We start from the raw sequence: 23638 nt of genomic DNA on the forward strand, positions 1-23638 counted from the left end.
AAAAAACACAACGTGCCGTAGTCACCAGTGTGTAGCGCTTCGTTCTCCCGTCGTACGTTCGTAGTTGGCGCGTTCGCGCCACTCTCTACGCGACGTGCCCGCCGACGAGAGGACCCTCGTGCCGCACAGCCCTGCCCGTATCGCCGTCGTGGCCGCCGCAGCCCTGGCGCTCGGCGTCGTCAACGCCCCCGCCCACGCGTCGAGTTACGGCACTCCGAGCATCGCGCTCTCCGACGCCTACCTGAGCGGCGCGGTCGGCGCCACCGGTGATCCGACCGTCACCGTGACCCTCGCCCAGAAGGGCGCGGACGCCAGCCAGTTGACGGTCGCCGCGACCAAGAGCAGCGACGCGTCGGTGGCCGCGGCCACCGACGTGACCGTCACCGGTACCGGCGCCACCCGTACCGTCGCCGTCGAGGCCGAAGGCGTCGGGTACGCCGACCTCACCCTCAAGGTGACCGGCGCGGGCGGCAAGACGGCCACCACCACGCTGCACTACGCCGCCTCGCAGTCCGTCTCCGACTCCGCCGACACCCGCTACTTCACCGGTGCCGCCGACGCGTCGGCCGCCGTCGACGTGGGCGGCGGCTACACGGTCGTGGCGGACGACGAGAGCAACACCCTGCGGCTGTACCGCGACGACACCTCCGGCGCGCCGGTCAGGACCTGGGACTTCGACGCCCAGTTGGGGAACCCGGACGAGATGGACCTGGAGGCCGCCGCGCGGGTCGGCGACACCGTCTACTGGACCGGCTCGATGGGCAACAACAAGGACGGCAAGCTGGAGCCGGACCGCTCCACGCTGTTCACCACGACCGTCAGCGGCTCCGGCGCCGACACCCAGCTGACCTTCGGCGGCTCCTACCAGGGCCTGCGCGACGACCTGATCGCCTGGGACCAGGCCAACGGCAACCGGCTCGGCTTCGCCGCCGGGGCCGCCAAGGGCCAGATCCCCAAGGAGGTCAACGGGTTCAACGTCGAGGGCCTGGAGTTCGCACCGGGCAGTTCGACCACCGCGTACCTCGGCTTCCGTGCTCCGCTGGTGCCCCCGCAGGACGGCGGCAAGGCGCTGCTGGTCCCGGTCACCAACATCGACCAGCTGGCCGCCTCCGGTCAGAACACCGCGACGCACGCCACCTTCGCCGACCCGATCGAGCTGGACCTCGGCGGCCTGAGCGTCCGCGACATCCGCCGCAACGACGCCGGGCAGTACCTGATCGTCGCCGGGTCCTACGCGGCCGACGACCCGAGCGAGCCGTACGTCCTGTACTCCTGGGACGGCGTCGCGGGCGACCAGCCGGTGAAGCTGATGACCGTGCCCACCGAGTACGGCGCCTGGGAGTCGGTCATCTCGGTGCCCGACCTGTCCGCGCCGGGCGCCCAGGTCCAGTTGATCCAGGACGACGGCTCCGCCGACCTGTACGGCGACGGCACCGAGGCCAAGGACCTCGACCAGAGCGAGTGGCAGAAGTCCCGCACTACCTGGTTCACGCTGAACGGCTGAGCCGAACGAAGTGAGCCCGCACCAACCGGGTCTCCATGAATGTGAGGGAGGTGTGTACGAGCGTACGCATCGCTATGTACGCTCGTACACATGCCATACGTGACGCTGGCGGGCGCGATCCTCTCCGAGGTGCTGGCGACCACGGCTCTGAAGTACACCGACGGGTTCTCGCGGTTGTGGCCGTCGACGGCGACCGCCGCCGGATACGTGCTGTCCTTCTACCTGTTGTCGGTCACCCTGCGCACCATGGAGATCGGCACCGTCTACGCGATATGGTCCGCGGTCGGCACCGCGGTGATCGCCGGGATCGGGATGGCGTTCCTCGGCGAGAGCGTCAGCGCCGTCAAACTCCTCGGGGTGGCCCTGGTGATCGCCGGGGTCGTCGTGCTCAATCTGGGCGGTGCGTCGCACGGATGACCCGCCGTCGCCACGATCCGGACCGCGCGCAGCGGATCATCGACGCCGCCCTGCGGGTCGTGGGCCGCGACGGCATCGCCGGGCTCAGCCACCGGGCCGTCGCCGCCGAGGCGGACGTGCCGCTGGGCTCCACCACGTACCACTTCGCCACGCTCGACGACCTGCTGGTGGCGGCGCTGCGGCAGTTGGACGAGCGGTTCATCGAGGACCTGCGGGCCCACCCGGGCCTCGCCGACCCGGACGCGGACCTCGCCACCGAAGTCGCCCGGCTGACGGGGGAGTTCCTGCGCGGCGAGCACTCCCGCGCGGTGCTGGAGTACGAGATCTACCTGACCGCGCTGCGCCGCGAGGCGGTCCGGCCGGTGGCCGCCGAGTTCGTGGACGCCGCGGTGGAGGTGCTGGCCGTGCGGGTCGACCGGGAGACCGCCCGGGCGCTGGTCGCCCTGATCGACGGGCTGGCGCTCCAGAGCCTGCTCACGGGCCGCCCGTACGATGAGGACGAGGCGCGGGCGGTCTTCGCCCGGGTCATCGGCCCGCGCTGAGCGCCTCGCGCCGAGCGGCCCGTGCCGACGCGCGTCCGGCGCCGATGCGTGCGACCTGCGGCGGAAGGCGGATTCCGGGATGCGGGCCGGTTGGGCATCCCGGCGGGCCAGCGACTAGCGTTCGGTGCATGACTGACACGACCACCCTGCGCCCCCTCGGCGCCGCCGCCACCGGCCTCGCCACCGTCGCCGACGACGGCACCGTCCTCGACACCTGGTTCCCGGCGCCCGAACTGGTCGAGCAGCCGGGCCCGGCCGGCACCGAGCGGCTCACCGCCGAGCGCGCCGCCGAACTGCTGGGCGAGGCCGCGCCCCGGGCCCTCGGTCCCGACCCGCGGCGCGGCGTGGAGGTCGTCGCGGTCCGCACGGTCATCGGCTCGCTGGACGACAAGCCGCTCGACACCCACGACGTCTACCTGCGGCTGCACCTGCTCAGCCACCGCCTGGTGCGGCCCAACGGGCAGAGCCTGGACGGCATCTTCGGCCTGCTGGCCAACGTGGTGTGGACCTCGCTCGGCCCGGTGCCGGTGGACGGCGTGGAGCGCGCGCGTCTCGCCGCCCGCGCCGAGGGCCTGCACCTCGCGGTGTACGGCGTCGACAAGTTCCCGCGCATGACGGACTACGTGGTCCCGGCCGGTGTCCGCATCGCCGACGCCGACCGCGTCCGGCTCGGCGCCCACCTGGCCGCCGGGACCACCGTGATGCACGAGGGCTTCTGCAACTTCAACGCGGGCACCCTGGGGACCTCGATGGTCGAGGGCCGCATCAGCCAGGGTGTCATCGTCGGCGACGGCTCCGACATCGGCGGCGGCGCGTCGATCATGGGCACGCTCTCCGGCGGCGGCAAGGAGATCGTCTCCATCGGGCAGCGCTGCCTGCTCGGCGCCGAGGCGGGCATCGGTATCTCGCTCGGTGACGACTGCGTGGTCGAGGCCGGCCTCTACGTCACCGCCGGGACTCGGGTCACGCTGCCGGACGGCCAGGTCGTCAAGGCCAAGGACCTGTCCGGCGCCGACAACCTCCTCTTCCGCCGCAACTCCGTCACCGGCACGGTCGAGGTCCTCCAGCGCACCGGCTCCTGGGGCGGCCTGAACGCGGTGCTGCACAGCCACAACTAGCGCGCCCGCCGCGTGCGGTCCGGCGCGGGGCCGAGGGCGTCCCGCCCCGCCTCGTGCCGGACCGTCACGCGGTCACCGCCCGCTCAACTCGTCGCGGCCTCCTGCTCGTCGCCCTCCCGCGCCTGCCGCTCCGCCGCGATCAGCGCGAAGGACGTGCCGCCGTCCAGGCTCTCGCGCAGGATGTCCGCGTGCCCCGCGTGGCGTCCGGCCTCCTGGATCAGATGGGCGAGGATCCAGCGCGCCGAGCGCTTGGCGCCCGGCGGGAACCACGGCAGGTCCGGCAGCGCCACGGTCACCTCCAGATCGGGCAGCGCCCGCACCAGTTCCTCGGTCTCCCGCCCGGCCGCGCGGTACGCGGCGATCAGCCCGTCGAGCGTCTCGTCGCCGACCATCCGGAACGAGTCGTGCCAGTTGCTCTCGTCCCGCGGCACCAGGTCCTGCGGGCGGCCGCTCAGGATGCCGACGATCCAGTGCCGTTCCACCTCGGTGCAGTGCTTGATCAGCCCGGCGACCGACAGCTCGCTCTTCGTGGGCCGCGCCGCCGCCTGCTCGTCGGTGAGGCCGAACGCGGCCCTGATCACCGCGGCACGCTGCTCTGCCACGAACATCAGCAGCGTCTCCCGCTCGTCGTTGCCCTCGCCCACGAAGGTGACCATGACGTCCTCGCTTCCCCGCGCGGGCGTGCCCACGCCGTCGTTGCCATCGTTCTCGCCCTTTCGGACAACGACAACGCTAGGGGCCCTCGAGGACGGGTTCGGTCCTCAAGGGCCCCTGCTTTCGCGCGGGCCGCCGCTACGGCTTGACGCGGACCACCTGCGGGTCGTGGTCACTGGTCTGGTGGGCGAACTCGGCGTTGATGTGCACGACGTCGTAGTCCGGGTTACGCAGCGCCGGGCTGGTCAGCGTGTGGTCCAGCACCTCGGAGTTGCCCTCGTAGTCGTAGGTGTAGCGCTCCTTGACCGGCAGCGTGGTGATCAGGTCCTTCAGCACGCCGCCCGAGGTCAGCGCCTTCAGCGCCGGGGAGAACTGGAAGTCGTTGAGGTCGCCCAGCGCGATCACGTCGGCGTGCTTGTCGACCGCGAGCAGCGACTTGACGAACGCGTTCTCGTCCTGCGCCTGCTGGATGCGCTGCACCTCGCTGGAGCGGGTCGGCGGCTGGAAGCGGCTATCGAGACCCTGGTCGCCCAGCTTGGCCACGAAGTGGTTGGCGATCACGAAGACCGTCCTGCCACGGAAGGTGAACTGCCCGACCAGCGGCTTGCGGCTGGCGTTCCAGGCGGAGTTCGACGGGTCGATGCGGCCCGGCGAAGCGGTCAGCTGCGCCTTGCCGTTCACCTTGGTGACGCCGACCGCGGAGGTGGAGGAGCCGCCGGGGATGTCGTCGAAGCTCACGCGGGCCGGGTTGAACAGGAAGACCTGGCGGATGTTGCCGCCGGGCTCGCCGCCGTCCTGGTCGTTGACCGGGTCGATGGAGCGCCAGTCGTAGGACGGGCCGCCGGCCGCCTTGATCGCGGCGATGAACTTGCCGACCGTCTGGTCGCAGTCCACCACGCCGTCGTCGGTGGCGCCGTCGTTGTCCTGGATCTCCTCCAGGGCGACGATGTCGGGGGAGGAGAGGTTGTGCACGACTCCGTTGGCCAGCGCGGTGAACTTGCTGTCCGGGTCGCTGGGCGCCAGGTTCTCCACGTTGTAGGTGGCGAGCGCGAGTTCGTCGTCGTGCTGCTTGCGGGTGACCTCGGGCTGGATGCCGCCGGACTTCAGCGCGCCGATCGCGTTGGCGACGATGGTGTAGCCGCCGAACTGGTTGTAGTCCAGCGGACCGCTGGTCGCCCCGGTCAGCTCGTCGCCGACGCTGGCCTGCGGGAAGGCGGCCTGCGTGGTCGGGATGAGCGACTGCACCTGGATGCGGCCGGAGTCGGGGTCGTTGTAGTTCTCGTAGATCGTGCCGCCGCGCTTCGTCGGGTTCTGGTCCGGCTTCGCGGTGACCCACAGCTCGCTGTAGGCGTCGGTCGGGCCGACCACCCGGGCGTTGTCGATCTCGACGTTCATGCCCTCCAGCGACTCGTACAGGTCGAGCGCGTACTTCTTCGGCTGGAGGGTGAGCGGCTCGATGTCGCCGCCGGCGGCCTGCGGCGCGTACGCGCTGGGGATGTCGCGGGGGCGCAGCACGACGGGGGCGGGCACTGCGTTGCCGGAGGAGACCACGGTGACGGTCGGCTTGGTCAGCTCGGTGACCGACTGCACGCCGGTGTCCGCGCCGCCCGGGTAGTACTCGGAGACGGTGGCGTCCACCGTGACGCTGTCGCCCACCTGCACCTTCGGGGTGGAGGAGGTGTAGACGAAGATCCCCTCGCTGGTGGCCGGGTTGTCGTCCGGGTTCGGGTCCTGGAACCAGAAGCCCTTGGACGAACCGTAGGTCCGTACGCCGGTGACGATGCCCGGTACACCGGTCACGGCCTGGCCGGCCAGCGGCGACACGCGGGTCGAGCCCTGGATGTCGTGGATGCGGATCTGCGCGGCCGACGCCTGCTGCGGCGCGACGAGCAGGCCCGCGGCCAGCGCGACGACGCCGAGGGTTCCGACGGTGGCCGGTCTGCGCACGAAACGCTTGCGGCGAGGGGTCACTTGGGGTCCTCCGAGGACGGTGAGGGTTTCTTCTTCTTGCGGATTCGTACGGGTTCTTACGGGTGACGCGGCTTGCGGTGACGCGGTCGGCCCGCGCCGGGTCGGCGTGGCGGCGCGTCGGGCGGCGCTCGGTGGTACGCGGTCGTGCTCGCGGGATCCGGACGTGCGGGAGCCCCGGCCACCGTTGCGGGCGGCCGGTGGTCGTACCGGAAAAGTTGTCGCGGACACGACCTCTACGCGCGTAAATCTGCTGCCGGGGCGCGGGAGTTGTCAAGGGAACAGCCCGTAACTCCCGTTGACGCGAAGGTGAACCGGGCGGGTCCGCCCGTTATGCGTCTACGCTGGGTGGGCGTGCCCTCGCGCGCCGGATGCGACTCGTACGAGGAGAACACCCCATGGCCGCTGACAGCCGCGACATGCCCCCGGTTCGGCTGCTCCCGGACGCCGAACTCGCGCGGCTCGCGCTCACCGCACCGCTGCTCGACCACGCCGCGCGGCTGGCCCGCTGGACCGCGCCGCGCGTCGGGGTGAACGCCACCGCCGAGCTGGTCGAGGACGAACTCGCCCGTGCGACAGTCGAGTTGGGCTTCGGCGACGACCCGGAGGGCGCCGCGCACACCGCCGAGGCATGGGCGTTCGCGGTGGACACCGGACTGGTCGAGGTCGAACTCGACGAGGACGCGACCCGCGCGGAGGACCTGGACGCACCCGCGGGCACCGCGTCACCCGGCAAGGCGCTGGGCCTGCTGGACGGCGGCGACCCCCGCGAGGTCATCGAGGTGTGGCGCACCGGACTGGAGTCGGTACTCACCGAGACCGCCTCCGCGGGCCTCGCCGATCTCTTCGGTGATGCGGATGACCCGGACGCGGCGGGCGCCGCCGACGGCGCGGACGAGGACGCGTGGGACGAGGACGGCCCGGAGTGGGACCCGCGCGAGGAGGCCGCCTTCCTCGAAGGCGCGCTCGGCAACCTCTATCTGCTGACCGCGCTGGAGGAGACCGGCCCGGCGCAGGGCGCGTCGGCCGAAGCCGGCGCGGGGGGTGCGAAGCCCGTGCCGCTGCCGGTGCTGGCCGCCTCGATGGTCGTCCCCGACGACATGGACGTGCCGACCGACGCCGTACTGGAGGAGGTGTCGGAGGCGATGATGCGGCTGGACGACCACTTCCGGCTGCTCGCGCCCACCGGCCTGGTCGACTACCAGCCGGTCGACGACGCGCTGATCGCCGAGGAGGCTGCGGGCGAGGCGTCGGACGAGGAGCTTCCCGACGCGTCCGGCGAACTCGCCGCCGACGAGGTCTCCCGCTACGGCATGGTGCGGCTCACCCCGCTGGGCGTGCTCGGGGTGCGCGAGCGGCTGCTGGAGCGCGGGGTCCCCGCGCCCGTCGTCGGCGACCTGACCGACGCGAGCGCCGACCGGCTGCTGGACGCGCTGGTGTCCTATCCGCAGGCGGCGGCGTACGAGGAGGGCGGCCGGTGGCTGGAGCGCCGCGAACCGGTGGACGCGGCCCGCGAACTGCTGGCTGCCGCGCGCGGTGACGGCCTCGACGCCCCGGCGCGCCGCCTCATCGGTCAGCAGACGCTCGGCAGGCTGGGTCCCGAGGCGGAACCGGCGCTGCGCGAGGTGCTGGACGACCGCGAGCTGGGCGGCCTGGCCCGGGTCTGGCTGGTCGAGCGCGGGGCGGCCGACGTGCCCGCGCCGGACGAGGCGATGGTCTTCTGGCTGACCGTCGACACCCTCGCCGCGCAGCTCGCCATGGACGACGACCCCGAACTGCTGGGGGAGCTGGTCCGCGACCTGGTCGCCCGCCACGAGGGCTTCTTCGACGCGGTCTGGCGGGTCGACCACCCGGCCACCGCCGAGGTGCTGGACGCGATGGGCCGGCTGCACCCGGACAAGCGCACCGCGAAGGAGGCCCGCAAGGCGGCCTTCAAGGCGCGGTCGAAGGCACCGCGCGGCTGAGCCCGGAGGGCGTGCCGGGGCGGGGTCGCGTCTTCCGCCCCGCCCTCGGGCCGCGGCGCCGTACCGGGAGCCGTGCCGTGCCGCGGCGTGCCCTCAGAGCGCGGCCGCTCCGTGGTCGACCATGCCGCGTACCGTGCGGGCCTTCACGTACTGGCCTATCGCGGTCATCTCCCATTCCCCGGTGGGTTGCCGGACCAGCTTGCACATCACGACGGCGGTCTGCGCCTCGGAGTTGGTCAGGTCGAACCGCACCAGCTCCTCGCCGCTCGCGTCGTCGAGCAACCGGCAGTAGGCCTTGGCGACCTGGGTGAACTTCTGCCCGGAGAAGGAGTTGACCGTGAAGACGAGGGAGGTGACGTCGGCGGGCAGCCCGCCGAGGTCGACCGTGATCGACTCGTCGTCCCCCGAACCGCGCCCGGTGAGGTTGTCACCCGCGTGCCGGACCGCGCCGCCGAGGATGGTCAGCTTCCCGAAGTAGCAGGAGTCGCGGTGGTCGCGGCGCGGCCCGTACGCGATGACCGAGGCGTCCAGGTCGATGCTGCGGCCGCGCCGGGCGGGCTCCCAGCCCAGGCCCATCCGCACCGTGGACAGCAGCGGGCGCCCGCCCTTGACCAGCGAGACGCTCTGGTTCTTCGTCAGGCTGACGCGGCCCTTGTCCAGGTTGATCCGTCCCGCGGCGGGCGCGGGCGCCGGCGGGGGCGGGAACGACGCGGCGGGCGGCGCGGCCGGTGCGGGAGCCGGGGTGCCGCTCGCCCACGGCGGAGGGAACCCGGCCGGAACGGCCCCGGCGGGCGGCGGAGGCGGGGGCGGGGGAGCGGGGGGCGTGAAGGGCGCGGGGGGAGGCGGCGGCGCGGCCGGGGTGAAAGGTGCGGCGGGGGCGGCCGGGAACGGCGCGGGCGGCGGCGCGGCCACCGCGGGCTCGGACGCCGGAGCCGCGCTCACGGGAGGCGTGCTCACCGGAGGCGTCGGCGCCGCGGGCGCGCTCGCCGGAGCCGTCGCCGACCCGGCCTCCGCCGTCGGCTCCTCCACCGTGACGCCGAAGTCCGTGGCGATGCCCGCCAGTCCGTCCGCGTAGCCCTGCCCGACCGCGCGCACCTTCCAGGCGCCGCCGCGCCGGTAGACCTCGACGACCACCAGCGCGGTCTCGCTGCCCAGCGCGGGCGGGGTGAACGTCGCCAGCACGGCGCCGCCGTCGGCGTCACGTATCGTCGCGGTCGGCTCCGTGCCCGCGAAGCTGCGTCCCGCCTCGTCGGGGCTTGCGGTCACCACGACCTTCTCGATGCCGTCCGGCACGGCGGCGGTGTCCACCTCGATCGCGCCCGCGCGGTGCGTGACGCCGGGGGCGGACGGCTGGTTGTAGAAGACGAAGTCGTCGTCCGAGCGGACCTTGCCGTCCGCGGTCAGCAGCAGACCGGAGACGTCCAGCGCGACGGGCGCGGTCACCTCGACGGTCACGCGAGCCGCGGGGAGCGGGATGTTGGAGCCGGGCGTCATAGCGGTCATGCCCCTAGGAACGCCCGGCCGTCGCGCGCGGTTCCAGCCGTCAGCGCGCGATGCGCTCGATCACCCGTTCGTCATCGCGGCCAGATCGGCGGGTTGACGCAGAACGGGCCGCCCAGGTGGGTGTGTTCCGGGTCGTCCCGCGACAACTCGCCCTCTTCCGCGACGAGCCGGGCCGCGTACGGCTCGGAGTCGTCGCGTGGCGCGTAGCCGAGCGCCCGCGCGGAGGACAGGTCCCACCACGCCCGGGTGTTGGCCGAACTGCCGTACACCACGGTGTGGCCGACGTCCGGCGCGGTGAGCGCCGCGTCGAACAGCCGCGCCGCGTCGCCGGGGCTGAGCCAGAGCGACAGCATCCGCACGGTGGTCGGCTCGGGGTAGCAGGAGCCGATGCGGACCGAGACGGTCTCGACGCCGTGCTTGTGCCAGTAGAGGTCGGCCAGGTCCTCGCCGAAGCACTTGGACAGGCCGTAGAAGGTGTCCGGGCGGTGCGGAGTGTCGGCCGGGACCAGCGGCTCGCCCGGCTCCGGGCGCGGGGTGAAGCCCACGGCGTGGTTGCTGGAAGCGAACACGATCCGGCGCACGCCCTCCGCGCGGGCGGCCTCGTACAGGTGGTACGTGCCCTGCACGTTGGCGCGCAGGATCTTCTCGAACGTCGACTCCAGCGAGATCCCGGCCAGATGGAGGACGCCGTCCACCCCGCGCACGGCCTCGCGCAGCGCCGCGGCTCCCTCCGGATCGCCCAGGTCGAGGGTGATGGCGTCCGGTTCGCCCGGTACCGGAACGACGTCGAGCAGCCGCAGGTCCCAGCCGTGCTCCGGCAGCAACTCCCGCATCATGCCGCCCACCGCGCCCGCGGCGCCGGTGAGCAGGAGCGTGCGGCGGGCGGCGGTCATGGGCTCTCCTCCGGTCGGTCGCGCGGGTCAGTCACCCGGACGTGGTTCACGCATACGGACGGCCAGCGTAGGAAGCGCTCACATCGCGGTCAAGGTTCCCCTTGACCGGCGTCGTGGTGGCGGCCTAGCGTGGTGTGCGTTCACAAGTATGGACGACGGTCATCATTTCGAACGACACGCGCCGATGCCCGAGGGGGTGGCGGCGACGAGGACCGTACGACGAAGGGGTTCCGCATGACCGCACTCCCGCTGGCCCGGCGTCTGCGCGGCCCGCTGTTCTTCCCCGTCACCGCCTTCGCCCCCGACGGCGGCCTGGCCCTCGACGCGTTCCGCGCGCACGTGCGCGCCGGGATCGAGGCGGGCGCCGGCGCGGTCTTCGCCTGCTGCGGCACGGGGGAGTTCCACGCCCTGGCGCCCGAGGAGTTCCACGCCTGCGTGGCGGCGGCCGTCGAGGAGGCGGCCGGGCGCGTGCCGGTCGTCGCGGGCACCGGCTACGGCACCGCGCTCGCCCTGCACTACGCCGGACTCGCCGAACGCGCCGGCGCCGACGGCCTGCTGGCCCTGCCCCCGTACCTGGTCGCCGCCGACCAGCCCGGCCTGCTGCGCCACTACACGGCACTCGCCGAGGGCACCGCGCTCGACGTCATCGTCTACCAGCGGGCCAACGCCGTGCTGACCCCCGAGAGCGTCGTACGGCTGACCGAGGTCCCGGGCGTCATCGGGCTCAAGGACGGCGTCGGCGACCTCGACCTGATGCAGCGCGTCGTCTCCGCGGTCCGCTCCGCGCGCCCGGGCCGCGAGCCGCTGTACTTCAACGGGCTGCCCACCGCCGAACTGACCGGCCTGGCCTACCGGGGCATCGGGGTCCACCTCTACTCCTCGGCCGTCTTCTGCTTCGCCCCCGAGATCGCGCTCGCCTTCCACCGCGCGCTGCTCGGCGACGAGGGCGACGGCACCGGCGCCGACGACGCGGCCGTGAACCGGCTGCTCGACGTCTTCTACCGGCCGCTGGCCGAACTGCGCGACCAGGGCGCGGGATACGCGGTCTCCCTCGTGAAGGCGGGCGTGCGGCTGCGCGGCGGCGAGGTCGGGGAGGTCCGCTCCCCGCTGAGCGAGCCCGCCCCGCGGCACGTCGCCCGCCTCGCCGAACTCATCGACCAGGGGCTGACGTTGGTGGACGAGCTGAAGGGGTAGGGGCTCCCGCGTCCCCGACCGACCGCCACGCCCCGACCGCCGACCGCGCCCGCCGCGCATCGCCCCGTCTGCCGCGCGCCGTCGCGGGCCGCGCCGCCCACGCCATGTCCCCGCCCCAGGAGCCCCGTTGAACGTCTCCGCCTTCCTCTACCCCTGGGACGTCGTCGGGGATCCGGACGCCCCGCGGCGGCTCGCCGACCTCGGGATCGGCCGGGTGACGCTGGCCTCCGCGTACCACTCGACGCGCGCGCTCACCCCGAGGCACCCGCACCGCAGGCTGGTCACCGCCGCGCACTCCGCCGTCCTGTATCCGCCCTCCCCGGAACACTGGCGGGACGTGCCCCTGCGACCGCGTGCGCAGCGCTGGCTGGAGTGCGCCGATCCGTGGGGCGAGGCGGCGGCGATGCTGGCGGACGCCGGGATCGAGGCGTCCACCTGGGTCGTGCTGACCCACAACTCCCTTCTGGGCGGCGAGCATCCCCGGGCCGCAGTGCGCAACGCCTACGGTGACTCCTACCCCTGGGCGCTCTGCGTCGCCCGGCCCGAGGTGCTGCGGTACGCGGTCGCCCTCGCGGCGGAGGCCGGGGCGCGGCCCGGGGCGCGCGGGGCCGAGCTGGAGGCGTGCGGCTGGTTCGGCGTGGAGCACGCGCACGCGCACGACAAGACCGCGGGCGTACCGCTCGGCGGGGCCGCGCGCTACCTGACGTCGCTCTGTTTCTGCGGCAGTTGCCGCCACGGCTACGCGGAGCTGGGCGCCGACCCCGACGAGCTGCGGGACGCGGTGCGCGCGGCGCTCGCCCCGGTGTGGTCGGGGGAGCGGGGGCCGGGCCCCGGGCCCGACGACCGCGAGGGGGAGTGGGCGGAGGTCGTCGCGTTGCTGGGCAGCGGGTTCGCCGCGTTGACGCTTGCCTGGCGCACCCGTGCGGCCCGCGCGTTCCAGCGGGCGACGGTGGCGGCGGTGCGCGAGCGCGCGGGGCGACCGGACTTCCCCGTCCTGCTGCACGCCGACCCCGCGCCGCACCGCAGCGGTTCCAACGCCGGGGTGGACGCGGCCGACGTCCTCACGCACGCGGACGGCGTGGTGCTGCCCTGCACCGGGCCCGAGGCGGTCCGCGAGGACGTGCTGCGGCCGTTCCGTACCGCTGTCGAGGGGCGCCGCCGCGATGGTGACGAGCCGGTGATCGCCGCCAACCTCACCGTCGTCTCCGGCATGGGCGGCAGCCCCGGCACGCTGGCCGACGACGCCGCCCACGCCGCCGCGCTCGGCGCCAGCCAACTGCGGCTCTACCACGCGGGAGTGGCCGCCGACGCGGACCTCGCGCTCGCCGCCCGCGAGCTGGCCCGGCTGAGCGCGTGATCGCGCCGGGGCGCGGTCCGGGGGAGACTGGAGGCGGACCCGAAGGCATTCATGCATTCATGACTGAAGGGCACTCATGGACTACGCAAAGCTCGGCACGACCGGCCTCGACGTGTCGCGGATCTGCCTCGGCTGCATGAGCTACGGCGATCCCAAGCGCGGCAACCACCCCTGGTCGCTGGACGAGGAGGCCAGCCGGCCGTTCATCCGCCGGGCCGTCGAGGCGGGGATCAACTTCTTCGACACCGCCAACGTCTACTCCGACGGCTCCAGCGAGGAGATCGTCGGCCGCGCGCTCGCCGAGTACGCGAACCGCGACGAGATCGTGCTCGCCACGAAGGTGCACGGGCGGATGCGGTCAGGACCCAACGGCGGCGGCCTGTCGCGCAAGGTGATCCTCAGCGAGATCGACCACAGCCTGCGCCGCCTGGGCACCGACTACGTCGACCTGTACCAGATCCACCGCTGGGACCCGGTGACGCCGATCGAGGAGACCCTGGAGGCGCTCGACGACGTCGTACGGGCGGGCAAGGCCCGTTACATCGGGGCGAGTTCGATGTACGCGTGGCAGTTCGCCAAGGCGCTGCACACCTCCGAACGGCACGGCTGGGCGCGGTTCGTCACCATGCAGGACCACTACAACCTGCTGTACCGCGAGGAGGAGCGGGAGATGCTGCCGCTCTGCCGGGACGAGGGCGTCGGCGTCATCCCGTGGAGCCCGCTGGCCCGCGGCCGGCTCACCCGGGACTGGGACACGGGCAGCGCGCGCAGCGAGACCGACGAGTTCGGCAAGAGGCTCTACCGGGAGTCCGACCGGGCCATCGTGGACGCGGTCGCCGAGGTGGCGGCGGAGCGCGGGGTGCCGCGTGCGCGGGTGGCGCTCGCCTGGCTACTGCGGCAGCCGGGGGTCACGGCGCCCATCGTCGGCGCGACGAAGCCCGAGCACCTGGACGACGCGGTGGCGTCCGTCGACCTGACGCTGACCGACGAGGAGTGCGCCCGCCTGGAGGCGCACTACACGGCCCGCGACATCGCCGGCCACGCGTAACCGCCCCCGGGAAGTCCTTGGGACCGCCGTCGCGCGGCGGCCCCAAGGCCCCAGGCCCCGGGCCCCAGCGGTCAGGCGCGTGGGGGCGGCAGGGTCAGGCCGGTGACCGTGTGGGCCTGGATCACCGTGCCGGTGACCCGGGCGTTGCCGCTGATCTCGTTGTGAACACCGCTGACGCGAGGGCCGAACTCCTCGACCAGCGCGCGCAGTTCGGCCACCGCTTCCGGTTCCCGGCGCACCAGGCGGCGCAGGTCCGCCTCCCACTCGCCGCGGATCGCGGCCACCGCGTCGGCGTCCCCCGCGTCCCTCGCGACGGTCAACTCCGTCCGGGAACGCTCCAGTTCACCGGCGGCCCCCTCGGTACGGGCCGCGTCGCCCCGGCCGAACAGCGCCGCGATCCGGGTCCTGGCCTGCGACCAGCCGTCGCTGACCATCAGCCCCACCAGCGTGGTCGCCCCGGACGTCGCCAGCGCCGCCAACTCCGTTTCCATTCCGGCCACTTCCCGCCCCTTCCGCCCCTCGGCGCCCGCGCGGACGCCGCTTCGTCACCCTTCGTCCGCCGACCCTAGCCCTCGGTCCTGACGCCGCGCGCCGTGATGGTGACCAGGGGGAGGGTGAACTCGCCCTCGGCGGTCTCCGGGCGGGCGCCCAGGTACGCGCGGACCTTCTCCAGGGTCGCCGTCCGCTCGGCGTCGTCCATCACCAGCAGGTGGGAGTGGGTCGCGACGGTCGCGGTCAGGGACTCGACGGTGCGCGGCTGGCCGTGGGTGAACCTGCGCTCCTCGGTCGCGCCGAACGCCTCGTGCCCCATCAACGGCTTCGACCGGTCCCCGGAGCGGGACAGCGACGGCATGCTGACCAGCAGGTCCCGCAGTCCCGCCACCCACTCGACCCGGTCGTCGTCCGCGTTCCACAGCGCGCCGAGCACGCCGCCGGGCCGCAGCACCCGGGCGATCTCCGGCAGCGCGCGCTCCGGGTCGAACCAGTGGAAGGCCTGGCCCACCAGCACCGCGTCGAACGAGGCGTCCGGGGCCGGGATCGACTCGGCGGTGCCGGTCCGCGCGGGGACGCCGGGCAGGTCGCGCCGCAGCTGGTCGAGCATGCCCGCGTCCGGTTCCACGGCCTCGACCGCGTCGGAACCGAGGCCCATGCCCAGCAGGACAGCGGTGAGCTTGCCGGTGCCCGCCGCGAGGTCCAGCACCTTCAGGGCGGGCCTGGCGGCGACCGGCTCCAGCAGCCAGCTCACGGCCTCGCGCGGGTAGTCCGGCCGGTGCGCGGCGTACGCGCCCGCCTCCGCACCGAACGACGAGGCGCGGCGGGCGCGCTGTCCCGCGTCGGGGGCCGAGGGGTTCTGGGTGTCGTTGGTCATACCAAGGACTTTAGACCGGCCGTTGCCCGCGTTCCGGTCGCTGCCCGCGTTGCGTGGCGAATGCGGACGCGGGGGTCACAGACGGCGGGTGGCCAGGGTCAGCCGGTCCCGGGCGTCCAGCAGCGCGTCCCTGATCATCTGCTCGTGCCCCGGGGTGAGCCGGGCCACCGGCACCGAGCAGCTGATCGCGTCGCGCGCCGGGGTGCGGTACGGGATCGCCACGCCGAAGCAGCGCAGGCCGAGGGTGTTCTCCTCGCGGTCGACCGCCCAGCCGCGCTCGCGGATCGCGCGCAGTTCGTCGATGAGCCGCTCGCGGTCGGTGATCGTGTGCTCGGTCACCGCCTCCAGCGTCGCGGGCAGCAGCCGTCGCACCTGCTCGTCGTCGTGGGTGGCCAGCAGCGCCTTGCCCAGCGAGGTGGCGTGCGCGGGCAGCCTGCGGCCGACCCGGGTGAAGGGGCGCAGGTAGTGCTGGGACTGCCGGGTCGCGAGGTAGACCACGTCGGTGCCGTCGAGCCGGGCGAGGTGGATCGTCTCGGTGGTGTCCTCGGCCAGCCGGTCCAGGGTGGGCCGGGCGGCGGCCACCACCTCGTCGCCGTCGATGTAGGAGGTGCCGACCAGCAGCGCGCGCACCCCGATCCCGTAACGGGTGCCGGTGGCGTCGGTCTCGATCCAGCCCAGGTCCACGAGCGTGCGCAGCAGCATGTAGAGGCTGGACTTGGGGTAACCCACGGACTCCTGGACGGCGGCGAGCGTGTGCATGCCGGGCCGGCCCGCGAAGAACTCCAGCAACTCCACCGTGCGGACGGCGGACTTGACCTGCGCCCCACCGTTCGCGGTGCCGCTCTCGACGCCGCCCATCGTTCGACTCCTTCGACCCCTCTTGTCCGCACGGTGCGCCGGACGTAGGCTCGCCGACGACCATATTCACATTCACGGATGCCGTTCAGTATACCGAACGGCATGGGAGGTCTCGCGGTGACAGCGGCAGCAGAACCAGTCTGGAGCGTCGACCCCAGGACCGGGAAGCGCCGCGAGCAGGTGACCGCCGAGGCCGCGCCCGCCGACGTCGACGCCGCGGTGACCGCCGCCGCCGGTGCGGCGAGCGCCCTGGCCGACCTCGCCGCGCGCGCCGCCTTCCTGCGCACCGCCGCCGAACTGCTGGAGGGCGACGCCGAGCGGGTCATCGCCACCGCCGACGCGGAGACCGCCCTCGGCACGCCCCGGCTGACCGGTGAACTCGCCCGTACCGCCCACCAGTTGAGGTCCTTCGCGGACGTGGTGGACGACGGCGCCTTCCTCGACGTCGTCATCGACCACGCCGACCCGGCGGCGGCCCCCGCGCCCCGCCCCGACCTGCGCAGGACCAAGGTCCCGCTGGGCGTCGCGGCCGTCTACGCCGCCTCCAACTTCCCGCTCGCCTTCTCGGTGCCCGGCGGCGACACCGCCAGCGCGCTGGCCGCGGGCTGCCCGGTGGTGGTGAAGGCCCACCCGGGTCACCCGGCGACCAGTGAGCTGACCGGTGCGCTGCTGCGCCGGGCGGCGGCCCGCGCCGGACTGCCGCAGGACGTGGTCCGCGTGGTGCACGGGTTCGACGCGGGTGTCGCGCTGATCCGGCATCCGCTCGTCGCCGCCGCCGGGTTCACCGGTTCGGTGCGCGGCGGCCGGGCGCTGTACGACGCGGCGGCGACCCGGCCGCGGCCGATCCCGTTCCACGGCGAACTCGGCAGCCTCAACCCGGTGCTGGTCACCGAGGCCGCGGCGGCGGAGCGCGGGCAGGACATCGCCACCGGGCTCGCCGCCTCCTTCACCCTGGGCGCCGGGCAGTTCTGCACCAAGCCAGGTCTCGTCCTGGTCCCCGAGGGCACGGACGGCGACCGCCTGCTGATCACGCTCACCGACGCGGCCCGCGAGGTCCCGCCCCGTGTGCTGCTCGACAGCCGCATCCGCGAGGCCTTCCTCGCCGGGGTGCGCGAACGCCTCGCGCTGCCCGGCGTCACCGCCCCCGTGGAACCGGGCGAGGGCGAGGGACTGGACGTGCGCGCCGGTTTCCTCAGCGTCCCCGCGAGCCTGCTCGCCGCCGACAGCCACGCGGCGCTGACCCACGAGTGCTTCGGTCCCGTCACCGTGATCGCTCGCTACGGGTCACCCGATGAGGTGGAAGCCGTGCTCGCCGGATTGCCGGGCAACCTGACCGCGACCCTCCACCTGTCCACCGCGGAACGTGAAGGCGGGCACGGCGCCGCCGAGCTGGTCGCGCGGGTGTCGGCGCTGGCCGGACGCGTGCTGGTGGGCGGCTGGCCGACCGGCGTCGCGGTCACGCCCGCCCAGCACCACGGCGGGCCCTACCCGGCCACCACCTCGCCGTACACCTCGGTCGGCACCGCCGCGATCGAGCGCTGGCTGCGGCCGGTCGCCTACCAGGACACGCCCGCCGCGCTGCTCCCGCCCGAGCTGCGCGACGACAACCCGCTGGGCCTCGCGCGCCGCGTCGACGGCCGCCGGGAGGCCGGGAGCGGGGCGGCGGCGCGGCTAGGCTGACGCCGCCGTACGGGCCGTCCGCACGGCACGCCCGTACCGCTCCCTTTCCGTACCGAAGGACCGCCCGCCGTGTCTCAGCGCACCCCCGCCACCCCCACGACATCGCGCCGACGCCGGACCGCGGGCCTGCTCGCCGCGCTGTCCGCGCTCGCCGGGCTCGGCCTGACCGCCTGCGGCGCGCACGACGGCGCGCCCGCCGCCCGGATCAGCGCGAGCAGCGTCGCCGACACCGCCTCGGGCCCCGCGTCCGCGCCCACCGCCGTGCCCACCGTGCCGCGCCGCACCGCCGAGGGGCGCACCACGACGCCGCCGTGGCCGGTGCCCGCCGACCCGGCGGCGCGGGTGGCGGCGGCGGGGCTGCCGATGATGGGCGCCGAGGGCCAGGTGATGCACATCCACGCCCACCTCGACGTGCTGGTGGACGGCAGGCCCGTGGTGGTGCCCGCGCTGATCGGCATCGACGAGCAGGCGCAGCGCATCAGTCCGCTGCACACCCACGACACCTCCGGGGTGATCCACATCGAGTCCCCGGTCAAGGCGGTCTTCACCCTCGGCCAGTTCATGACCGAGTGGGACGTCGCGCTGGACGCCGGGCGGCTCGGCGGCCTGACGACCGGTCACGGAGACACCCTGCGCGCGTACGTCGACGGACACGAGACCAAGGGCGACCCCGCCGCGCTCACCCTCCACGCGCACGACGAGATCGCCCTTGTCTACGGACCGGCCGACACGCCGGTCAAGGTCCCGGGCTCCTACCCGTGGCCGCAGGGGCTGTAACGTCCCTGACCGGCACAGGAGCCGGGTGACCCTCAGCTCACCGGTGTGAAGTCCCGGGCCCCGATGAACTCGGGGCGCCGGGCCGGGGCCGCGAACGGCTCCACCGCGGTGTTCTCCACGCTGTTGAACACGATGAAGACGTTGCTGCGCGGGAACGGGGTGATGTTGTCCCCGCTGCCGTGCATGCAGTTGCAGTCGAACCAGGTGGCCGACCCGGGCTTGCCGGTGAACAGCTTGATGCCGTGCTGGCCGGCCATCTCGGTCAGCGCCGCGTCGGACGGCGTGCCCGCGTCCTGCATCTGCAGCGAGCGCTTGTAGTTGTCCTTGGGCGTCACGCCCGCGCAGCCCAGGAACGTCCGGTGCGACCCCGGCATGATCATCAGGCCGCCGTTGGTGTCGTGGTTCTCGGTGAGCGCGATCGACACCGACACCGCGCGCATCCGCGGCAGTCCGTCCTCGGCGTGCCAGGTCTCGAAGTCGGAGTGCCAGTAGAAGCCGCTGGCGCCGAAGCCGGGCTTGACGTTGATGCGGCTCTGGTGCACGTAGACGTCGGAGCCCAGGATCTGCCGGGCGTGCTCCACCACCCGCGGGTCGCGCACGAGTTCGGCGAAGACGTCGCTGATGCGGTGCACCTCGAAGACCGACCGTACGTCCTTGGACTTCGGCTCGATGATCGCGCGCTCGTCCGCCCGCACCGCCGGGTCGGCGACCAGCCGGTCGAGTTCGGCGCGGTAGCGGTCCACTTCCTGCGGCGTGATCAGCTGGTCCACCGCCAGGAAGCCGTCGCGGTCGAAGTCGCGCAGCTCGGAGGGCTGGACCGGGCCGGGGGCGCCGGGCTTGGCCCACACCACCGGGTCCTGGCGGGGCGTGGTGACCTCGGCGGTGCCGCGGGTCGGGTAGAGGTCGGTGGTCTCGGGGGGCTTCGTCACCGTGGTCATCTGTCAGGCCTCCTCGGTCAGCAGCGGATAGACGCCGTTCTCGTCGTGCTCCTCCCGTCCGGTGACCGGGGGGTTGAACACGCACACGCAGCGGAAGTCGGTCTTGGGTCGCATGGTGTGCCGCTCATGGCCGTTGAGCAGGTACATCGTGCCCGGCCTGATCCAGTGGGTCTCGCCGGTCTCCTCATCGGTCAGCTCGGCCTCGCCCTCGACGCACAGGACGGCCTCGATGTGGTTGGCGTACCACATCGACGTCTCCGTGCCCGCGTACATCACGGTCTCGTGGAGGGAGAAGCCGACGCCTTCCTTGGCCAGCACGATGCGCTTGCTCTCCCAGGTGCCGGACGCGGCCTTGATGTGCCGGTCGGTGCCCTCGATGTCGTTCAGCGATCGGACGATCACGTGGGTTGTGCCTTTCTGTGATGCGTGAGCGCGGCTGCGGCAGCGGCGCGGGGGTCAGGCGGTCTCGCGGACGGCGCGGGCCAGGGTGCGCAGGCCCTCGTCCAGTTCCTCGGGGGAGATGGTCAGGGCCGGCAGCAGCTTGACGACCTCGCTCTCCGGGCCCGAGGTCTCGATCAGCAGACCGAGTTCGAAGGCGCGGGCGCACACCCGCGAGGCGCGGGACTTGTCGGCGAACTCCATGCCCCACACCAGTCCGCGGCCGCGGAAGTCCACCCCGGCGTCCTGGTGTTCGCGGGCGATGTCGCGCAGCGCGGCCTCGACCTGGTCGCCGCGGGAGAGCGTCTGCTTCTCCATCTGCCCGTCGGCCCAGTAGGTGTCCAGGGCGGCGGTCGCGGTGACGAAGGACGGGTTGTGGCCGCGGAAGGTGCCGTTGTGCTCGCCGGGCTCCCACACGTCCAGCTCCGGCTTGAACAGCGTCAGCGACATCGGCATCCCGTAGCCGCCGATGGACTTCGAGAGGGTGACGATGTCCGGGGTGATGCCCGCCTCCTCGAAGGAGAAGAACGGCCCGGTGCGCCCGCAGCCCATCTGGATGTCGTCGACGATCAGCAGCATGTCGCGGCGCTTGCACAGCTCGGCCAGCGCGCGCAGCCATTCGGGACGCGCGACGTTGATGCCGCCCTCGCCCTGGATGCTCTCCACGATCACGGCGGCGGGCCGGTTGAGCCCGGAGCCGGAGTCCTCCAGCAGGCGCTCGAACCACAGGAAGTCCGGGACCTGGCCGTCGAGGTAGTGGTCGAAGGGCATCGGCGTGCCGTGCACCAGCGGGACGCCGGCGCCGGCCCGCTTGAAGGCGTTGCCGGTGACGGCGAGCGAGCCGAGCGACATGCCGTGGAAGGCGTTGGTGAAGGACACGATCGACTCGCGGCCCTTGACCTTGCGGGCCAGCTTCAGCGCGGCCTCCACCGCGTTGGTGCCGGTCGGGCCGGGGAACATGACCTTGTAGTCCAGGTCGCGCGGGCGCAGCACGACGTCCTGGAAGGTGCTCAGGAAGGCGCGCTTGGCCGTGGTCGACATGTCCAGGCCGTGCACGACGCCGTCGCGTTCCAGGTAGTCCAGGAGCGCCCGTTTGAGCACCGGATTGTTGTGGCCGTAGTTGAGCGCTCCGGCACCGGCGAAGAAGTCGAGGTAGGCATGGCCGTCCTCGTCGTGCATCCAGCTGCCCTGCGCGCGGTCGAACACGGCGGGCCAGCCGCGGCAGTAGCTGCGGACCTCGGACTCCAGGGACTCGAAGACGCTCAGTTCGGGCGGGGTGATGGTCACCGTGGGCTCCTGTCGGGAGAAGTGGGCGGAGAGGGTTCGTCGTCGGCGGCGGGTCGCGTCAGCCGAGCGGGCCGATGCGGTACAGCACCTCGGGGTCGTGTCCGTCGGGGAACTGCACGCCGTGGAAGAGCACCTCGCGCTCCACGGTGGCCCCGTGCCGTTCCCCGTACGAGGTGAACAGCCGGTTGGAGGCGTCGTTGTCCGGAGTGATCGTGGTCTCGACGTGGCGTATGCCCTGGGCGGTCACCCGCTCGGTCAGCTCGTCGAGCATCGAGGCGGCCAGTCCGCGGCCGCGGTAGGCGTCGTCCACCGCGACCTGCCAGACGACCAGCGTCTCGGGCCGCTCGGGGCGCACGTACCCGGTGACGAAGCCCACCGGAGCGCCGTCGTCCGCGCGGGCCACGACCGAGGTGCGGGCGAAGTCGCGGCACCACAGCAGGTAGCTGTACGAGGAGTTCAGGTCGAGGGCCTTGGAGTCACGGGCTATGCGCCACAGGGCGGCTCCGTCGTCCACCGTAGGGGTGTCCAGACGGCAATCGGTCGATCGTCGTGAATTCGCGGCTTGTGCGGCGGTCATGGCAATTGAATTTACCGATATTGAATGGCTGATGCATCGCCGGAGGGGGTTACGCTGAGCCGGAGGATGTGTTATCGCGCGCGTGCGCAGGACCGGCAGATGCGCAAGTTATGGCGTTTTGCCTGGATAGAACCGGTGCAAAACGGGCGCGGTGTGGAGTCGGTCACACCTTCGTAACAGATCTGAGATCTCCCTGACTCGCGGCGCGAGCCGTTCGGGGAGGTTCGGAAAATTTTGCGTTTAGCCCCGGATCGACTGGGCAGAAGAGTCCGGGCGAATGCTGTCCCGGTAATTCTGTGGAGAATGTGAGGGCAAGCATAACGCGTTTATCATTCAATTGGCTTTCGGGGGTTTGTCCGCCCGGCCAGGGGGCAGATCGCGCGGAACGCCGCCTCTCGTAGAGTCTCGTCCATGACGGATGCCTCGGTGCTGCGCTTCAAGGGGCGGGTCCTGGCCGGACCCGACGACGTACGCGACGGGTTGTGGGTGGTCGACGGGCGGGTGACGTACGAACGGCCCGCGGGGGCCGCCGACGCGCCGGTCCTGACGGGCTGGGCCCTGCCGGGACTGGTGGACGCCCACTGCCACGTCGGCCTCGACGCCCACGGCGCGGTCGACGAGGCCACCAGCGAGAAGCAGGCGCTGACCGACCGCTCGGCGGGCGCGCTGCTGCTGCGCGACGCCGGATCGCCCGCCGACACCCGCTGGATCGACGAGCGCGAGGACCTGCCGCGGATCATCAGGGCGGGCCGCCACATCGCCAGGACCCGCCGCTACATCCGCAACTACGCCCATGAGATCGAGCCCGGCGACCTGGCCGCCTACGTCCGCCGCGAGGCCCGGCGGGGCGACGGCTGGGTCAAGCTGGTCGGCGACTGGATCGACCGCCAGGCCGGCGACCTCACCCCCTGCTGGCCGCGCTGGGCGATCGACGAGGCGATCGCCGCCGCGCACGAGGAGGGCGCCCGGGTCACCGCGCACTGCTTCGCCGAGGACTCGCTGGCCGACCTGGTCGAGGCGGGCATCGACTGCGTCGAGCACGCGACCGGCCTGACCGAGGAGACCATCCCGCTGTTCGCCGAGCGCGGCGTCGCCATCGTCCCCACGCTGGTCAACATCGCGACCTTCCCCGACCTCGCGGCCGGTGGCGAGGCGAAGTTCCCCGCCTGGTCGGCGCACATGCGGCAGCTGCACGCCCGGCGCTACGAGACCGTGCGGGCCGCCTACGACGCGGGCATCCCCGTCTTCACCGGCACCGACGCGGGCGGCTCCCTGCCGCACGGCCTGGTCGCCGACGAGGTCGCCGAACTGGTGACCGCGGGCATCCCCGCGCTGGACGCGCTGTCGGCCGCCACCTGGGGCGCCCGGCGCTGGCTGGGCCGCCCGCTGCTGGAGGAGGGCGACCCGGCCGACTTCGTCGTCCACGACACCGACCCCCGCGCCGACGTCCGGGTCCTCGCCGCGCCCCGCGCGATCGTGCTGCGGGGACGGGTGGTCGGCTAGCGGAGGCGGGCGGCCGGCGGGGTGGTGCGGGGGCGGGTGGTCCGTCGGT

Annotated in this window: 22 protein-coding genes; 11 read left to right on the top strand and 11 right to left on the bottom strand. The window is 73.1% G+C overall.

All coding sequences use genetic code 11. The features are described from left to right. Positions 1 to 94 precede the first annotated feature (94 nt). The 4 genes from K7472_RS21755 (at position 95) to dapD (ending at position 3581) form a co-directional block, all read left to right on the top strand. Positions 95 to 1504, top strand: coding sequence for a DUF3616 domain-containing protein (locus K7472_RS21755; protein ID WP_372458016.1), 1410 nt, complete (start codon positions 95 to 97; stop codon positions 1502 to 1504). Between the two features lie 90 nt (positions 1505 to 1594). Then, on the top strand, positions 1595 to 1921 hold the full coding sequence (locus tag K7472_RS21760; protein ID WP_222980191.1) for a DMT family transporter: 327 nt from the start codon (positions 1595 to 1597) through the stop codon (positions 1919 to 1921). Further along, positions 1918 to 2463 carry a TetR/AcrR family transcriptional regulator gene (locus K7472_RS21765; RefSeq protein ID WP_222980192.1) on the top strand — a complete coding sequence of 182 codons (546 nt, stop codon included), beginning with the start codon at positions 1918 to 1920 and terminating at the stop codon, positions 2461 to 2463. The genes K7472_RS21760 and K7472_RS21765 overlap by 4 nt, the downstream gene beginning before the upstream one ends. 128 nt (positions 2464 to 2591) lie before the next feature. Then, positions 2592 to 3581, top strand: a complete 990-nt coding sequence (gene dapD / locus K7472_RS21770; protein ID WP_222980193.1) for a 2,3,4,5-tetrahydropyridine-2,6-dicarboxylate N-succinyltransferase — start codon at positions 2592 to 2594, stop codon at positions 3579 to 3581. Positions 3582 to 3664: 83 nt separating this feature from the next. On the opposite strand, the gene K7472_RS21775 is transcribed toward dapD, so the two are convergent. Beyond that, positions 3665 to 4237, bottom strand: a complete 573-nt coding sequence (locus tag K7472_RS21775; protein ID WP_222980194.1) for a DinB family protein — start codon at positions 4235 to 4237, stop codon at positions 3665 to 3667. 136 nt (positions 4238 to 4373) lie between these two features. After that, a complete protein-coding gene (locus K7472_RS21780) occupies positions 4374 to 6206 on the bottom strand; it encodes a DUF8508 domain-containing protein (RefSeq protein WP_372458017.1) in 1833 nt (610 codons plus the stop codon). A 395-nt stretch (positions 6207 to 6601) separates the two neighbouring features. Between K7472_RS21780 and K7472_RS21785 the strand changes: the two genes are divergently transcribed. Then, a complete protein-coding gene (locus tag K7472_RS21785) occupies positions 6602 to 8167 on the top strand; it encodes a hypothetical protein (RefSeq protein WP_222980195.1) in 1566 nt (521 codons plus the stop codon). A gap of 93 nt (positions 8168 to 8260) precedes the next feature. Here K7472_RS21785 and K7472_RS21790 read toward each other — a convergent pair whose 3' ends face one another. Both K7472_RS21790 and K7472_RS21795 read right to left on the bottom strand, forming a co-directional pair. Further along, on the bottom strand, positions 8261 to 9661 hold the full coding sequence (locus K7472_RS21790) for a TerD family protein (protein ID WP_222980267.1): 1401 nt from the start codon (positions 9659 to 9661) through the stop codon (positions 8261 to 8263). A gap of 80 nt (positions 9662 to 9741) precedes the next feature. Then, the gene (locus K7472_RS21795; RefSeq protein WP_222980196.1) at positions 9742 to 10563 is read right to left on the bottom strand and encodes an NAD-dependent epimerase/dehydratase family protein; all 822 of its coding nucleotides are present in this window, start codon (positions 10561 to 10563) and stop codon (positions 9742 to 9744) included. Positions 10564 to 10797: 234 nt separating this feature from the next. Between K7472_RS21795 and K7472_RS21800 the strand changes: the two genes are divergently transcribed. The 3 genes from K7472_RS21800 (at position 10798) to K7472_RS21810 (ending at position 14162) form a co-directional block, all read left to right on the top strand. Beyond that, entirely contained in the window at positions 10798 to 11757 is a 960-nt protein-coding gene (locus K7472_RS21800) for a 5-dehydro-4-deoxyglucarate dehydratase (protein WP_222980197.1), read from the top strand. Between the two features lie 127 nt (positions 11758 to 11884). Then, the gene (locus K7472_RS21805) at positions 11885 to 13114 is read left to right on the top strand and encodes a hypothetical protein (protein ID WP_222980198.1); all 1230 of its coding nucleotides are present in this window, start codon (positions 11885 to 11887) and stop codon (positions 13112 to 13114) included. A 76-nt stretch (positions 13115 to 13190) separates the two neighbouring features. Further along, positions 13191 to 14162, top strand: coding sequence for an aldo/keto reductase (locus K7472_RS21810; protein ID WP_222980199.1), 972 nt, complete (start codon positions 13191 to 13193; stop codon positions 14160 to 14162). 71 nt (positions 14163 to 14233) lie between these two features. On the opposite strand, the gene K7472_RS21815 is transcribed toward K7472_RS21810, so the two are convergent. The 3 genes from K7472_RS21815 to K7472_RS21825 form a co-directional block, all read right to left on the bottom strand. Further along, positions 14234 to 14653: a hypothetical protein gene (locus K7472_RS21815; RefSeq protein ID WP_222980268.1), complete on the bottom strand. Its 420-nt coding sequence runs from the start codon at positions 14651 to 14653 to the stop codon at positions 14234 to 14236. 74 nt (positions 14654 to 14727) lie between these two features. Further along, the gene (locus tag K7472_RS21820; RefSeq protein ID WP_222980200.1) at positions 14728 to 15531 is read right to left on the bottom strand and encodes a class I SAM-dependent methyltransferase; all 804 of its coding nucleotides are present in this window, start codon (positions 15529 to 15531) and stop codon (positions 14728 to 14730) included. 75 nt (positions 15532 to 15606) lie between these two features. After that, complete coding sequence (locus tag K7472_RS21825; RefSeq protein ID WP_222980201.1) at positions 15607 to 16389, bottom strand: IclR family transcriptional regulator; 783 nt, start codon at positions 16387 to 16389, stop codon at positions 15607 to 15609. Positions 16390 to 16491: 102 nt separating this feature from the next. Between K7472_RS21825 and K7472_RS21830 the strand changes: the two genes are divergently transcribed. Both K7472_RS21830 and K7472_RS21835 read left to right on the top strand, forming a co-directional pair. Continuing rightward, entirely contained in the window at positions 16492 to 18069 is a 1578-nt protein-coding gene (locus K7472_RS21830) for an aldehyde dehydrogenase (NADP(+)) (protein ID WP_222980202.1), read from the top strand. A gap of 69 nt (positions 18070 to 18138) precedes the next feature. Further along, positions 18139 to 18846 carry a hypothetical protein gene (locus K7472_RS21835; RefSeq protein ID WP_222980203.1) on the top strand — a complete coding sequence of 236 codons (708 nt, stop codon included), beginning with the start codon at positions 18139 to 18141 and terminating at the stop codon, positions 18844 to 18846. Between the two features lie 32 nt (positions 18847 to 18878). On the opposite strand, the gene thpD is transcribed toward K7472_RS21835, so the two are convergent. The 4 genes from thpD to ectA are packed head-to-tail and all read right to left on the bottom strand — an operon-like array spanning position 18879 to position 22086. Continuing rightward, on the bottom strand, positions 18879 to 19784 hold the full coding sequence (gene thpD / locus K7472_RS21840; protein WP_222980204.1) for an ectoine hydroxylase: 906 nt from the start codon (positions 19782 to 19784) through the stop codon (positions 18879 to 18881). 3 nt (positions 19785 to 19787) lie between these two features. Then, positions 19788 to 20186 (bottom strand): ectoine synthase, encoded by a 399-nt coding sequence (locus tag K7472_RS21845; protein ID WP_222980205.1) that lies wholly within the window; start codon positions 20184 to 20186, stop codon positions 19788 to 19790. 54 nt (positions 20187 to 20240) lie between these two features. Next, positions 20241 to 21509: a diaminobutyrate--2-oxoglutarate transaminase gene (gene ectB / locus K7472_RS21850; protein WP_222980206.1), complete on the bottom strand. Its 1269-nt coding sequence runs from the start codon at positions 21507 to 21509 to the stop codon at positions 20241 to 20243. A gap of 58 nt (positions 21510 to 21567) precedes the next feature. Continuing rightward, positions 21568 to 22086, bottom strand: a complete 519-nt coding sequence (gene ectA / locus K7472_RS21855) for a diaminobutyrate acetyltransferase (RefSeq protein WP_222980207.1) — start codon at positions 22084 to 22086, stop codon at positions 21568 to 21570. 411 nt (positions 22087 to 22497) lie between these two features. On the opposite strand from ectA, the gene K7472_RS21860 reads away from it, so the two are divergent. Then, the gene (locus K7472_RS21860; protein ID WP_222980208.1) at positions 22498 to 23589 is read left to right on the top strand and encodes an amidohydrolase family protein; all 1092 of its coding nucleotides are present in this window, start codon (positions 22498 to 22500) and stop codon (positions 23587 to 23589) included. Positions 23590 to 23638 lie beyond the last annotated feature (49 nt).

The sequence above is a fragment of the Streptantibioticus parmotrematis genome, assembly GCF_019890615.1.
Taxonomy (GTDB): domain Bacteria; phylum Actinomycetota; class Actinomycetes; order Streptomycetales; family Streptomycetaceae; genus Streptantibioticus_D; species Streptantibioticus_D parmotrematis.

What these genes read in the sequence shown, in the direction of transcription:
- K7472_RS21825 (WP_222980201.1), bottom strand. Translation starts at nt 16,389, where the DNA reads ATGGGCGGCGTCGAGAGCGGCACCGCGAACGGTGGGGCGCAGGTCAAG.
- K7472_RS21800 (WP_222980197.1), top strand. Translation starts at nt 10,798, where the DNA reads ATGACCGCACTCCCGCTGGCCCGGCGTCTGCGCGGCCCGCTGTTCTTC.
- K7472_RS21775 (WP_222980194.1), bottom strand. Translation starts at nt 4,237, where the DNA reads ATGGTCACCTTCGTGGGCGAGGGCAACGACGAGCGGGAGACGCTGCTG.
- thpD (WP_222980204.1), bottom strand. Translation starts at nt 19,784, where the DNA reads ATGACCACGGTGACGAAGCCCCCCGAGACCACCGACCTCTACCCGACC.
- K7472_RS21815 (WP_222980268.1), bottom strand. Translation starts at nt 14,653, where the DNA reads ATGGAAACGGAGTTGGCGGCGCTGGCGACGTCCGGGGCGACCACGCTG.
- dapD (WP_222980193.1), top strand. Translation starts at nt 2,592, where the DNA reads ATGACTGACACGACCACCCTGCGCCCCCTCGGCGCCGCCGCCACCGGC.
- K7472_RS21810 (WP_222980199.1), top strand. Translation starts at nt 13,191, where the DNA reads ATGGACTACGCAAAGCTCGGCACGACCGGCCTCGACGTGTCGCGGATC.
- ectA (WP_222980207.1), bottom strand. Translation starts at nt 22,086, where the DNA reads ATGACCGCCGCACAAGCCGCGAATTCACGACGATCGACCGATTGCCGT.
- K7472_RS21760 (WP_222980191.1), top strand. Translation starts at nt 1,595, where the DNA reads ATGCCATACGTGACGCTGGCGGGCGCGATCCTCTCCGAGGTGCTGGCG.
- K7472_RS21820 (WP_222980200.1), bottom strand. Translation starts at nt 15,531, where the DNA reads ATGACCAACGACACCCAGAACCCCTCGGCCCCCGACGCGGGACAGCGC.
- K7472_RS21790 (WP_222980267.1), bottom strand. Translation starts at nt 9,661, where the DNA reads ATGACGCCCGGCTCCAACATCCCGCTCCCCGCGGCTCGCGTGACCGTC.
- K7472_RS21785 (WP_222980195.1), top strand. Translation starts at nt 6,602, where the DNA reads ATGGCCGCTGACAGCCGCGACATGCCCCCGGTTCGGCTGCTCCCGGAC.
- K7472_RS21765 (WP_222980192.1), top strand. Translation starts at nt 1,918, where the DNA reads ATGACCCGCCGTCGCCACGATCCGGACCGCGCGCAGCGGATCATCGAC.
- K7472_RS21830 (WP_222980202.1), top strand. Translation starts at nt 16,492, where the DNA reads ATGGGAGGTCTCGCGGTGACAGCGGCAGCAGAACCAGTCTGGAGCGTC.
- K7472_RS21795 (WP_222980196.1), bottom strand. Translation starts at nt 10,563, where the DNA reads ATGACCGCCGCCCGCCGCACGCTCCTGCTCACCGGCGCCGCGGGCGCG.
- K7472_RS21860 (WP_222980208.1), top strand. Translation starts at nt 22,498, where the DNA reads ATGACGGATGCCTCGGTGCTGCGCTTCAAGGGGCGGGTCCTGGCCGGA.